Annotated in this window: 11 protein-coding genes and 1 pseudogene; 7 read left to right on the top strand and 5 right to left on the bottom strand. The window is 67.4% G+C overall.

Going from position 1 to position 11,829, the window contains the following annotated elements; translation table 11 throughout:
• Positions 1 to 10: 10 nt before the first annotated feature.
• Together istB and istA are read right to left on the bottom strand one after the other, a co-directional pair.
• Positions 11 to 976: an IS21-like element helper ATPase IstB gene (istB, locus tag QQK49_RS19720; protein WP_284304467.1), complete on the bottom strand. Its 966-nt coding sequence runs from the start codon at positions 974 to 976 to the stop codon at positions 11 to 13.
• Positions 976 to 2,376, bottom strand: coding sequence for an IS21 family transposase (istA, locus tag QQK49_RS19715; protein ID WP_284304466.1), 1,401 nt, complete (start codon positions 2,374 to 2,376; stop codon positions 976 to 978). Before istA ends, istB begins: the two co-directional genes overlap by 1 nt.
• A 162-nt stretch (positions 2,377 to 2,538) precedes the next feature.
• Here istA and QQK49_RS19710 point away from each other — a divergent pair, with 162 nt between their 5' ends.
• The 3 genes from QQK49_RS19710 to QQK49_RS19700 all read left to right on the top strand — a co-directional run bounded on the left by QQK49_RS19710 (position 2,539) and on the right by QQK49_RS19700 (position 5,567).
• On the top strand, positions 2,539 to 3,732 hold the full coding sequence (locus QQK49_RS19710; RefSeq protein WP_284305474.1) for a recombinase family protein: 1,194 nt from the start codon (positions 2,539 to 2,541) through the stop codon (positions 3,730 to 3,732).
• A gap of 138 nt (positions 3,733 to 3,870) precedes the next feature.
• The gene (locus tag QQK49_RS19705; protein WP_284305473.1) at positions 3,871 to 4,353 is read left to right on the top strand and encodes a TetR/AcrR family transcriptional regulator; all 483 of its coding nucleotides are present in this window, start codon (positions 3,871 to 3,873) and stop codon (positions 4,351 to 4,353) included.
• A gap of 17 nt (positions 4,354 to 4,370) precedes the next feature.
• Positions 4,371 to 5,567 carry an MFS transporter gene (locus QQK49_RS19700; RefSeq protein ID WP_068426060.1) on the top strand — a complete coding sequence of 399 codons (1,197 nt, stop codon included), beginning with the start codon at positions 4,371 to 4,373 and terminating at the stop codon, positions 5,565 to 5,567.
• A 117-nt stretch (positions 5,568 to 5,684) separates the two neighbouring features.
• On the opposite strand, the gene QQK49_RS19695 is transcribed toward QQK49_RS19700, so the two are convergent.
• Positions 5,685 to 5,807, bottom strand: coding sequence for a hypothetical protein (locus QQK49_RS19695; protein ID WP_284305472.1), 123 nt, complete (start codon positions 5,805 to 5,807; stop codon positions 5,685 to 5,687).
• 65 nt (positions 5,808 to 5,872) lie between these two features.
• Here QQK49_RS19695 and QQK49_RS19690 point away from each other — a divergent pair, with 65 nt between their 5' ends.
• Entirely contained in the window at positions 5,873 to 6,706 is an 834-nt protein-coding gene (locus QQK49_RS19690) for an SDR family oxidoreductase (protein ID WP_284305471.1), read from the top strand.
• A gap of 306 nt (positions 6,707 to 7,012) precedes the next feature.
• Here QQK49_RS19690 and QQK49_RS19685 read toward each other — a convergent pair whose 3' ends face one another.
• Positions 7,013 to 8,617, bottom strand: coding sequence for a hypothetical protein (locus QQK49_RS19685; RefSeq protein ID WP_284305470.1), 1,605 nt, complete (start codon positions 8,615 to 8,617; stop codon positions 7,013 to 7,015).
• 198 nt (positions 8,618 to 8,815) lie between these two features.
• Between QQK49_RS19685 and QQK49_RS19680 the strand changes: the two are divergent.
• The 3 genes and pseudogenes from QQK49_RS19680 to QQK49_RS19670 all read left to right on the top strand — a co-directional run.
• A pseudogene (locus QQK49_RS19680) lies at positions 8,816 to 9,944 on the top strand (IS256 family transposase); the annotation flags it as partial.
• Positions 9,945 to 10,093: 149 nt separating this feature from the next.
• On the top strand, positions 10,094 to 10,384 hold the full coding sequence (locus tag QQK49_RS19675; protein WP_182818941.1) for a transposase: 291 nt from the start codon (positions 10,094 to 10,096) through the stop codon (positions 10,382 to 10,384).
• Between the two features lie 2 nt (positions 10,385 to 10,386).
• A complete protein-coding gene (locus QQK49_RS19670) occupies positions 10,387 to 11,322 on the top strand; it encodes an IS3 family transposase (protein WP_284305469.1) in 936 nt (311 codons plus the stop codon).
• On the opposite strand, the gene QQK49_RS19665 is transcribed toward QQK49_RS19670, so the two are convergent.
• Entirely contained in the window at positions 11,280 to 11,789 is a 510-nt protein-coding gene (locus QQK49_RS19665; RefSeq protein ID WP_284305468.1) for an aldehyde dehydrogenase family protein, read from the bottom strand. The two genes, QQK49_RS19670 and QQK49_RS19665, sit on opposite strands and share 43 nt — an antisense overlap.
• Positions 11,790 to 11,829: the final 40 nt, after the last annotated feature.

The raw sequence follows: 11,829 nt of genomic DNA, 5'->3' as shown, positions 1-11,829 counted from the left end.
GGGTGGTTGTTCAGCGGTCGCGGTCTTGGGCGAGTAGGTCGCGGCGGGCGCGGGTGCGGTAGGAGTCGCCGGATAGGGCGAGGACTTCGGCGTGGTGGACGAGGCGGTCGATCATGGCTGCGGCGACGACGTCGTCGCTGAAGGTCTCGCCCCAGCGGCCGAAGGGCAGGTTCGAGGTGACGATGATCGAGCCTTGTTCGTAGCGTGAGGCGACGAGCTGGAAGAACAGGTTCGCGGCGTCGGTGTCGAAGGGGATGTAGCCGACCTCGTCGACGATGATCAGCTTGTAGCGGCGGATCTTCTTCAGCTCGGCGTCGAGCTGACCGCCCTGGTGGGCGATGGTGAGGCGGTTGATCCACGCGGACGCGGTGTCGAACAGGACGCTGTGACCGTTCTGCGCGGCCTTGATCCCGAGGCCGATGGCGAGGTGGGTCTTGCCGATGCCGGGCGGGCCGAGCAGGACGACGTTCTCGGCCTTCGGCACGTAGGTGGACGTGGCGAGGTGGGCCAGGACGTCGCGGCGTAGCGAGGGCAGGTGGTCGTAGTTGAAGTCTTCGAGGGTCTTCATCGCGGGGAAGTGCGCGGTGCGGATGCGCATCATCGTCCCGGCGGACTCGCGGTCAGCGGCCTGGCGCTCGAGCACGGCGGCGAGGTACTCCTCGTGGGACCAGCCCAGGTCGCGGGCCTGGTCGGCCAGGTCGGCCCAGGTCCGCCCGATCGTGGGCATCTTCAGGACCCGCGTCAGGTAGGCGATCTGGGAGTCCAGCCGCGCGCCGGACGCGGCAGCGGCGATCCCTGGCGCTCCTGCGGGCGCGGGCGGTGCGGGAGTCGGTGCGGCAAGCACCGGCTTGCTGGTTCGCTTGCGGCCTCGTCCGGTGTCCGCGCGCGCGGCGGGGTCCTCGTCGCCGGCGGGCAGTGCGGCAGGCGCGGTGGTGTCCTCGTCGAGTGCATCGGCGACAGCGGTGGTGGGGGTCATCAGGACGTAGCTCCTTGGGAGGTGGGGCGGATGATGCCGGGGGCCGAGCCATCGGGCCCGTCGGCCGCTTCGGCTTCGTGCTCACGGACGGAGTCGGTCACGGGCTCGGGGGTGTGCGGGGTGGTGGGGTTGGTGTGGAAGTCGATGCCGAACAGGGCGTCGTAGTCGGGAAGCGCCCGCAGCGCGACGGCGTGCCCGTCGGCGTGGGCGCGTAGCTGGTGGCGCCGGGCGGTGGCGGCGCGGGTGGCCTGGTAGTCGCCGCGCAACCGTTTGGCGGTGGCCTGATGGTTCGGGTCGGTGATCGTCGCTGCGCTGCCCCAGTAGCGGGCGTGGTCGGCGGCGACGGCGCCCTCGTGGGTGACGGTGACGCGGTCGGGACCGGCGACGACGTCGACGAACCGGCCGATCATCGATGGGTCGACGGAGTAGTCGTTGGCGTCGATGCGCACGTAGTAGTCCCGCGCCAGCCGCACCCTGGCGCGTAGCCCCACCTGTGGGGCGACCGGGGGCAGGGTGATCATCGCGGCCCGGTCGATCGGCCACCTGTCGGTAATCGTGGCCCCGATCGAGCGGACGAACCGCGTGTTGGCCTTCGTGGTGAGCCACTCGCTGATCTGGGTGTTGAAGTCTGCCGGGCTCGTGAACACGCGACCGGGCAGGAAGGAGGTCTCGAAGAAGCCGTTGCGTCGCTCGACCAGACCCTTGAACTCGGGGTCGCGGGCGGGCGCGAGCATCAACCGGACGCCGAGGGTGCCCACGAACGCGGCTGCGGCCGGAGTCGGCTTGCCCTTGCCACCGATCGCTGACTCCCGGTCCCACACCAGGGCGCGAGGGCACCGACCCCACCCGGGCCGTGTCGGGTCGGTCGGGTGGCCGGCGAGCAGGCGCCACATGCCCGCGAGGATGTCGCCTCCTTGCCGGGAGGGGATCATCACCGCGGACGTGTGCCGGGAGTATCCGCTCGTCATGGCCAGGACTGGCAGGATCCGCTCGATGCCCTTGCCGACCGGGATCGGTACGGGCGGGAACCACAGATCGCACTGGGCGACCTCACCGGGGGTGTACTCCACCCGGTCGGCCGGGTCGATGCCCTGATACAAGGGCCGCAGGTCGCGGACGCGGTCCTTGAGGATCGTCAAGGAGTGCTCCCAGCCGATCCGCTCGGCGATCACGGTCGCGGGCATCGTCGGGTACTCGGCCAGCAGCAACCGGACCCGGGGCTCGACCGCGTCGACCAGCGAACCCTTCGCCGGTCGTTCGTACCGCGGGGGCCCGTCCGACGCCAACGCCTTCGCGACCGTGTTCCGCGAGATCCCCAACCTGCGGGCGATCGCCGCCTTCGACAACCCCTCCGAACGGTACAGACGACGAATCTCAGCCCAGTCCTCCACGGTGATCACCCCGCCCAGGCTCCCCGGGCTGCTCAGTTCTCGCCCGTCGACTCCTGCTCAGTTTTCACGCGTCGTCGACAGAGGCGACCCCGGAGCCGAGCCACTGCCCCGGCGGGGTCCCGTGGGGTCGTAAACGTACCTGCGTCTTGACAGACAAGGAAGGTACGACCGATGACCAGGCAGACGACGCCGTCACGAGCGGTGCTGTACGTGCGGATCAGTGACGACCCGGAGGGCTCGGAGAAGGGGGTCGACCGGCAGGAGGCAGACTGCCGTGTCTTCGCCGAAGCCCAGGGGTATGAGGTGGTGGAGGTGTTCTGGGAGAACGACACTTCCGCGTTCAAGCAGCGCACCATCACCTTGCCGACCGGGGAGAAGGTTCGCAGGGTGGTGCGCCCGCGGTTCCGGGCGATGCTGGGCCTGCTCGCCCGTCACGGGGCGGAGGCGATGATCGCCTATGACCTCGACCACGCCACCGCCCAGGCCATCGAAGCCGTGCGCGGGCTCACCGCAGATGGCCCGGTCAAGCGCGTCACCGACGAACTCTCCCGCCTCGGCCGTGAAGCTGAACGCGCCGAACTCGCAGCGGAACGGTGGGAGCAGATCGCCAACCGGCTCGACGCCCAACGCGCCACCCACCGCGCCGAGGACGACGAGAGCGTCGCTGCACTCCGTAAGGCCGAAGAAGCCGCCGAGCAAATACGTGCCGAGGTCGCCCAGCCGCTCATCGTGCAGGCCGAGCACGACGGTGCCGCCTACCTCGCCGCCGTCGAAGACGAGACCGCTGCCAGTGCCCGACTCTCGACAGTCGGTAGGTTTGGCAGGCGCAAGGCCCTCACCAAGCACCGCTCCGCAACCGAACAGACCCAGACCCTCCGGGCGCAGGTGCGCGAGTCCTGGTGCGAGCCACCCCGCACCGCCGAGGCACTTCCCGCCTGGGCGGAGCAGCGAACCAAGCGACACGCCGAGCACGATCCCCGCGTGATCGACGCCGCCCAGCACGTCGAAGCAGCCCGAGCCGAGCGGGAAACGATGCGCAAGCGGCACGAGCAGGAACACTTGGCGTTGCTGGTCAGCGAGTACGGGGCCGAACGAGTCCGCCTCGACCACCTCGGCATGCGCATGACCAACCCGAGACGCGACGCACGCGACGCGCGCGCCAAGGCCGCCATGACTGGCGCAGAAGCAGACGAACTCCGCAGCCTCCCGATCCCCGAAGCCGCCGCACGCATCGAAGCCAAGCGTGCCGAGCAGGAACAGCGAAAGCAGCAGGCAGCGGAGCGGGCACGGCAGCTCACCGACCCGTTCGAGCACGATCCCCATCGCAACGCCCCGCGACATGAGGGGCCGACACGCGGGCTGTAGAAACGCGGCGTGGACTATGAATCGATGCGAAGGTAATCATACGTGTTAGCCTGTATGTATGAGACGGACTGCTGAGGACGCGGAGCGTACGCGTCTGGCGTTGCTTGAGGCGGCGTTGATGGCCTTCGAAGAGAAGGGGTGGAGGGGGCAACGTTCGAGCATGTCGCTGAACGTGCAGGTCTCACCCGCGGAGCGTTGCACCACCACTTCCGTTCCAAGGCCGTGCTGCTGGAGGAAGCGCTCACGTGGGGCTGGGCCGAGTACGGCAACCACCTCTTCGTCCACAACGGCGAGGCGACACTCTCAGCGCTGTTGACGGAGTTCGTGACGCTGCTGCGAGATGACGCCCTGTTCCGTGCCCTGGCTGCGAGCACCGTGCTCGTCGCCCCGCAAGCGCTCACTGACCGCTCGGAGAAGAACGCCGCTCTCGATGCCTGGCGCGATCAGATCGCTGCCACCCTCCCCAGCACGGGCGAGGCCGACTCTGAGACGGTCGCGGGCTTGGCGCTGGTGTTCTTACAAGGGCTCACCGTGACTGCGGTGACCCGACCCGATGATCTTCCGCAACCCGACGAATTGAGCGCCGCCATGACGGCACTGGCAAGGGGGTTGCTCACCTAGAAAGGACTCGTCACCTCATGACGACACACGACCCGGCCTCGCATATTCGAGGCACCACCCCGGCCCGCGCACTCATTGTCGGCTCGGCCGCGATGTTCACCGACATGCTCGTGCACGGCCTGGCCGTGCCCGTGCTCCCATTGCTCCCCGCCGTGGTCGAGCAGGGGCCAGCCGCCACCGGCATCCTCTTCGCCTCCTACGCGGTCGCGATGATCGTCGCGACGCTGTTCGCCGGGCGCATCGTCGACCGGCACGGCCCGAAGACCCCGCTCCTGATCGGCCTGGTCGGGCTTGCCGCTGCAACCCTGTTGTTCGCCACCGGTGGCCCCTACTGGTTACTCCTTGTCGCTCGCTTGGCACAGGGCATCGCAGGCGGCATGTCCTGGGTTGCCGCGCTCTCCCTGATCGCAGCAACGACGAGCTTCGAGAAGCGTGGTCAGGCGATGGGGATCGCCATCTCCAGCCTCACACTCGGCGTGCTGCTCGGCCCGCCACTTGCCGGGTTCATGGTCGAACACCTCGGCACCGCCTCCCCGTTCCTGCTCGCCACCGGAATCGCCTTGGCTGACGGGGTGCTGCGCATCGTCCTCGTCAAAGGCTCTCCACGGGTCACCGACGACACCGCAGGCCCGCTCGCGGTGCTACGGGTGCCTGGCTCGTTCTCTATCGTCCTCGCCATCGCTATCGGCGCGGGTGCGCTCTCCGCCATCGAACCCGTGCTGCCCGTGCATCTCGGGGCCGGGTCGCTCATCATTGGCCTGCTCTTCGGGCTCGCCTCGCTCGCGGCGATCATCGCCAATCCCATTGTCGGGAAGTACGTTGCCACGGCATCGCCGAGGGTCCTCATCGGTTCCGGTGTTGCCGCTGCCGCCGCTTCTCTGCTGGTCATCGGCTGGGCCGGTGAACTGTGGCAGACCTGCGTCGGTATGGGGCTTCTCGGCGTCTCCTCGGCGCTGTTGCTGGCCCCGGCGACCACGCTCATCAGCGAGCAGGGGTTCCGGTCGAGCCCGCCGACCCTCGGCGGATCGTTCGCGCTCTACAACTTCGCCTACGCAGGTGGGCTGGCGCTCGGGCCGCTCCTGGCCGGGTTCGGGGTACAGCGAACAGGCTTCGCCGCGACGATGACTTTCGGCGCAGTCCTCTTCCTCGCCGTTGGCTCAATAGCCCTGATACGGCTCCCAATACGACAGCACGAAGGAGCACATAGCAACTGACCGAACCCGGACTCGGGGGGCGCGCTTCGTTCGATGACATTGGGCAGGACGCGCCCCCGCGCAGTAGGCTGAGAACCGCAGAAACAAGCCGAGCGAGACGTGACTACTTTTGCTCCCCTACGGGGTACCTTCCTCCATGTAGTAGCGCGAGAGCGAGCGGTCGCCGTCCGCTGCGGCGACGGAGCGCAGGAGGTACTTGTAGCCGTCACCGGCGCTCATCACCCGCATGGAGACCGTCACGCTGGAGAGGTGCACGACAACGTCGCGCTGGGAGGCGGCTCCCGGATTCTGTTCTACTGGAATGTATGAGCAGTGACGGTGCAAACTCTCTGGCGCGTGACCCGCTGCCGCTGAGCGGTAAGTCTGTCGTGGTGACCGGGGTGAGTCGCCGCGCAGGGATCGGCTACGCCACCGCATGCCGATTGGCGGCCTACGGGGCGAGCGTGTTCTGTCATCACTTCTCACCCCACGACGCCGAACAGGACTGGGGCAGCGACGATCTCGACGCCGTGCTCGACGGGGTTCGGTCTCACCTGGTCGGCGACGCGCGGGTAGCCGACTTCCATGCTGATCTCACCGAGCCTGACGCGGCGGACCGAGTGATCACGGCAGCCGTCGAGGAGTTCGGGCTGCTCGATGCACTGATCTGCAATCAGGCCTTGACGGGCTCCGACGGGCCGATCGGCGAACTGAACGCCGCGGACCTGGACCGCCACTGGGCCGTAGACGCGCGCGCATCGATCATGCTGGCCCAGGCCTTCGCCGCACATCACGACGACGCCAGTCCCGCCTCGATCGTGTTCCTCACCTCCGGCCAGGGGTTGGGGCCAATGCCCGGCGAGGTGGCCTACGCGGCGGCGAAAGCAGCTCTGGCCGGGGTGACTGCGACCATTGCCGACCAACTCGCCGATCGCGGCATCCGGGTGAACACCGTCAACCCCGGACCCGTCGACACCGGCTATCTCACCGAGGAGATGTGGCGAGTGGTAGAGCCGATGTTTCCCTTTGGCCGGTACGGACGCCCGGACGACCCGGCGCGGCTCATCGCCTGGCTGACCACCGACGAGGCGTCCTGGATCACCGGCCAGATCATCAACACCGAAGGAGGCTTCGGCCGCTGGCGCCCCCGCGGCGAATAATCCGGCCGACTCCGCATGCATCTGCTGTGGTACAGGACGGCAAGCCCGTCGAGTAATCGCGGCAAGGCAGATGACGGAACTACGACATCAAGTACGCCGATCCGAAGAAACAAGCCAATCAGGACCGGACTACTTTTGCTCCCCCACGGGGTGCCCGCCTCGGCGTAGTACCTCGTCAGAGGCGTGGACAGCTCACGGTCGCCGTCCGCGGCAGCGACGGTGCGCAGCAGGTATTTATAACCGTCCCCGGCCGACATGACCCGCATCGAAACCGTCACACTCTGAGGTGCGCCCGGTCTGGCCGAGTCAGTAGAGCTTCAGTCCGACGTGGTCGACGATCAAGCGACGTCCTTCGTGGTGGAGTGCGAAATGAATACGACCGACTTGTGATGGCGGGGCATGGTCGCGGACCTTCACGTGTGGAGTTCGGTCGTGGGTCGCGCCGTCGTAGTCGAAGTAGCGCATCTTCGAGTTCTTCTCGATCGTGTCGTCCTGGAGTGAGACTTTGAGGTCGAACTCGTCCCTGATCCAGGTGTCGAGGTGCGGATAGCTTCGTTCGGTACCGTCATAGAGCGCTGCTGCCACACGGGCGAGCTTGACCAGGCATTCAGTCATCTCGTCAGAGAATGGGTACTTGCACTTCTTCCACGTTGACGCTGCCCGATCGGTGAAGGCGATGCGGCCTGAGGATGCATCTTCGAGGTGAAGGAATAGATCCTCTGCACTGTCGCTGTCGCCGCTGACAAGTTCCGGCAATCCGTCCCACGGATCGGTCTCCGCAGTGTCGTCTTGCTCGGAGGAGGGCGGGATCGCAAGCAACGCAATGGTGAGTTGCTCGATCTGTGCTTCCAGGTCAGACACCTTTCCTGCCTGGGCTTGGAACCGGTCGGCACGCTGCTCCTCGTCAGTTGCGAGTCGCTGCCACTCCTCGGCGCTAGCACGAGCGGCGGAGACTTCAGCGCGTAGAGCTGCGGCCTCCGCGACCAGATCGCCCTCTGCGGCTGCCTGTTCGGCGCGGGCTCTCGCATCACGATCCCGGTCAGCGATCTCTGCGCGCCTCGCCTCGCGGTACGCGTGGTCCAGTCCGCGAGCAAGGACCGAGACGGGCGCGAGCAGGCGCATGAGGTCAGAGCGGAGGATGTCGGGATCGTCAGCGTTCACCCTCGAATCGTCGAACGTGATGCTGCGTGCGGACGGGTCACTCCAGATCAAGCGTGCACCTGCTCGCGGTGGCGCGTATCCAGGTAGATCTACATCAAGCGCCCTCGAAGCGCGGTAGTCGAGCGTCACGACACGCACGAGGCCGACTAGCTTGCCCGCGACCTGGCGCGCCATCGCAAGTGCAGGCAACGTTCGGGTGTGAATCAAGAGGATTGGCAGGCGCGTCGGCTTCTGGATCGCGGAAGCGAGCGTACGGACTTCAGCATCGGTCCGGACCTGTATGTAACGCGCGTCCTGCTCCTGCCCCACAATCGAGAGGATGATCTGATCGTTCTCCAACAGCGACCGCACGATACCCGGCTGCCGAATGTCGGCTGCCGGCGCTGGAGATAGCCAGATCGGTGAGCTTTCGCGAGCCATCGACACTCGGACTGTCGTCGCGGCACCAGTCTGTCCTACGGTCACCCGAGTGACGAACGCCGTTCCCGAATCCGGGCTGTCGTCACGAATCTCCACCCTGACGGCCTTGACGTCGTCCGTACCCGCGACTTCCCAGACAGCGGTGCGTGATGCACCTACCAGGTTGGGAGAGAGCGCCATATCTCCGCTGGACTCCAAGAGCTGGCGGTCAAGTTCACGACTAGCGAGGAACGTGAGCCACGAGGTCACGCTGTCCAGAGTTGCTCTGTACGGAGCAACGTCGGCGTGGCGTGGAGTAACAGAAAACTCGACGACGTAGAGGACCTGCATCGCTCCTCCTTGCTTCGCCCATCACCTTCTCAACACCGTACTGCCCACCGGCGCCACGCGTCTGAGCAATGATCAGAACCTGTGGATGGCGCTCGGCGAGGTGACGTGAGGTGGACGTACCTCCCGAGCAAGATCGAAGTCCATGCTCAAGTTCGGATCGGGGTCGGCGTTGGCGCGCCGGCTCGGGAAGGTACATCCATGCTCAAGGTAGTTCACGACGCTTCGGCGTCCAACGAGTCGGCCGGTGGTTCGCTGTTGGATGAGATCGTCCGGGACGGCGCTCGGCAGATGCTTGCGGCAGCGTTGCAGGCCGAGGTCGCTGTCTACATCGACGCGTTCGTCGACGAGGTCGACGAGGCGGGTCGGCGGCTGGTGGTGCGCAACGGTCATCACGGGTCGCGGGAGGTGACCACGGCGGCGGGCGCGATCCCGGTGCGTGCACCGCGGGTCAACGACAAGCGCGTCGACCCGAGCACCGGGCAGCGGCAGCGGTTCTCCTCGGCGATCCTGCCGGCCTGGGCGAGGAAGTCGCCGAAGGTTGCCGAGGTGTTGCCGCTGCTGTACCTGCACGGCCTGTCCAGCGGCGACTTCGGCCCGGCGCTGACCCAGTTCCTCGGCTCCGGTGCGGGCCTGTCCGCGGCCACGATCACCCGCCTGACGAAGGACTGGCAAGACGAGGCGGCCGCGTTCCACAAGCGGTCCCTTTCCGAGACCGACTACGTGTACGTGTGGGTCGACGGGATCCACCTCAAGGTCCGCCTGGAGCAGGACAAGGTGTGCCTGCTGGTGATGATCGGCGTGCGTGCCGACGGTTCGAAGGAACTGATCGCGCTCGACGACGGGCACCGCGAGTCGACCGAGTCCTGGCTCGACCTGCTCCGCTCCTGCAAGCGACGTGGCATGCGCGCCCCGGTGCTCGCGGTCGGCGACGGCGCGCTCGGGTTCTGGGCCGCGCTCGGGCAGGTGTTCCCCGAGGCCCGTGAGCAGCGCTGCTGGTTCCACAAGATCGCCAACGTCCTCAACGTGCTGCCGAAGTCGGCCCAGCCCGGGCGCGAAGGCCGCGCTGGCGGAGATCTGGAACGCCGAGGACAAGGACCACGCGAAGGCCGCGGCGAAGGCGTTCGTAGCCGACTACGGTGCGAAGTGGCCCAAGGCGGCCGCGAAGATCACCGAGGACCTCGACGTGCTCTTGGCGTTCTACGACTACCCGGCCGAGCACTGGATCCACCTGCGCACGACCAACCCGATCTGGGTGTTTGGCTATGCACGTCGCCTCGGCCTCGCGAGCAGGGGCGATCGGTCGGCCCTGGCTCTGAACGCTATTGACCTTGGTGTCCTTGATTCGAACTGCCGGGCCGGCCGTCTGGGCGCGGGCCCGGGTGCCTGGCTTGAAGAGAGCCTGCACGACTCAACCCAGATCTGCCGGCGACCTGAAGTTCCCCTGGAGCGTAGAGGCATCCACAATGAGGGATCGAGATGCCAGAGAAGCGTAAGAAGTACGACCGGGAGTTCCGTGAGGGAGCGGTCCGGATCGTCGAGGAGACGAACAAGCCGATCGCGCAGGTCGCTCGCGATCTTGGCGTGAACGAGGGCACGCTGGGCAACTGGGTCCAACGCGCCCGTGCCGCACGCGAGGGTCATGGAGAGCTGTCCAAGGACGACTACGAGGAGCTGAAACGGCTGCGCGCCGAGGTCGCCGAGCTGCGGATGGAGCGTGATGTCCTCAAGCGATCCGTGGTCCTGTGGGTGAAGGAGGCGACGAAGTGAGCGTGGCACGCTTCATCGCCGACCAGAGGACCAACTACGCCGTGCCACACGCCCTTGTCTGCTCGCTGCTCGGAGTCTCCGAAGCGTGGTTCTACAAGTGGATCAAGCGCGCCGACGGTCCCGGCGCTGCCAGCGGGCTGTTCACCGACACCGACCGCCGCCGCGACACCGTCGACCGCGCGGTGCGCGTCGCGTTCAAGAACGCCAAGGGCCTGCACGGCTCACCGCGCTTGCACGCCGACCTGCGCGAGGCTGGCTGGCAGATCAGCGAGAAGACGGTCGCCGAGTCGATGCGCCGCCAAGGCCTGGTCGCCCGCGTCATCAAGCGGCGCAGCGGCCTGACCAGGCAGGACAAGACCGCACCCAAGTTCCCGGACCTGGTGCGTCGCGACTTCACCGCGCCGGCGCCGAACTGCAAGTGGGTCGGCGACATCACCGAGATCCCCACGGCCGAGGGCAAGCTGTACCTGGCCACCGTGATCGACCTGTACTCGCGCCGGTTGCTCGGCGCGGCCACCAGTGCCCACCCCGACGCTGACCTGGCGTGCGCGGCGATCCAGATGGCCGTGACCGCTCGCGGCGGCAAGGAGGCGATCTGGCGCGAGGACGAGTCCGACCGGGTCATCTTCCACACCGACCGGGGCTCGACCTACACGGCGACCTCGTTCACCCGGCTCTGCGCCGACCTCGGGATCCGCCAGTCGATGGGCCGGGTCGGGTCGTGCTTCGACAACGCCGCCGCCGAGGCGTTCTTCTCCTCCCTGGAGTGGGAGGTCCTGTCCCGGCAGGCGTTCGACACCCGAGCCCAGGCCCGGGCCCTGGTCATCGACTGGGCCTACGGATTCTACAACCACCAACGCCGGCATAGCGCGGCTGGCATGATGTCACCGGTCAACTACGAGCAGTCCACCGCAGCGTCCGTCCCGGACGCCGCGTAGCCCGAAGCCCTCCACGATCCGGGGGAACCACACTCGGAGGTCATCGTGCGACCGAAGAGCTGCCGTGACAGGCCGACGGCGTAGTCGCAGATGTCGATCATCTCCTGCACCTCACCGCGCGCCTCGGAGGTGACCTTGCCGGCCTCGATCGAGACGAGGGCGGCCAGGTCATCCTTGTGCTCGGTCAGCAGCTCACCCAGGCGCTTGACGACGGCGCCGCGCACCGGCCCGGGCACCTCACGCCACGCGAGGAAGGCCTCACCGGCCGCACGCACGGCGGCGTCGACGTCGTCGGGCCTGGCGGCGGTGGTGCGGGAGGTCACGGCGCCGTTGATCGGTGAGCGCCCCTCCACGTCACCGTCCAGCTCGGCGAGGTCCACACCGCAGGCGGCGGCGTGGGTGCGCGCGAGGTCGATCAGGTCCTCGGCGGTCGGCAGGGTCGTGCGGGACGTCGAAGACTGCGTCATGGGGATGCTCCTCGTGCGGATCGGGTGCTGGGGGTGCGGT

The sequence above is a fragment of the Mobilicoccus caccae genome (assembly GCF_030161635.1).
Taxonomy (GTDB): domain Bacteria; phylum Actinomycetota; class Actinomycetes; order Actinomycetales; family Dermatophilaceae; genus Mobilicoccus; species Mobilicoccus caccae.
This window is presented reverse-complemented; position numbering and strand designations above follow the sequence as displayed.

Bases quoted from the DNA above. Each gene is read 5' to 3' on its own strand.
- QQK49_RS19690 (WP_284305471.1), top strand. From the start codon at position 5,873: ATGAGCAGTGACGGTGCAAACTCTCTGGCGCGTGACCCGCTGCCGCTG.
- istB (WP_284304467.1), bottom strand. From the start codon at position 976: ATGACCCCCACCACCGCTGTCGCCGATGCACTCGACGAGGACACCACC.
- QQK49_RS19710 (WP_284305474.1), top strand. From the start codon at position 2,539: ATGACCAGGCAGACGACGCCGTCACGAGCGGTGCTGTACGTGCGGATC.
- QQK49_RS19685 (WP_284305470.1), bottom strand. From the start codon at position 8,617: ATGCAGGTCCTCTACGTCGTCGAGTTTTCTGTTACTCCACGCCACGCC.
- QQK49_RS19700 (WP_068426060.1), top strand. From the start codon at position 4,371: ATGACGACACACGACCCGGCCTCGCATATTCGAGGCACCACCCCGGCC.
- QQK49_RS19665 (WP_284305468.1), bottom strand. From the start codon at position 11,789: ATGACGCAGTCTTCGACGTCCCGCACGACCCTGCCGACCGCCGAGGAC.
- QQK49_RS19675 (WP_182818941.1), top strand. From the start codon at position 10,094: ATGCCAGAGAAGCGTAAGAAGTACGACCGGGAGTTCCGTGAGGGAGCG.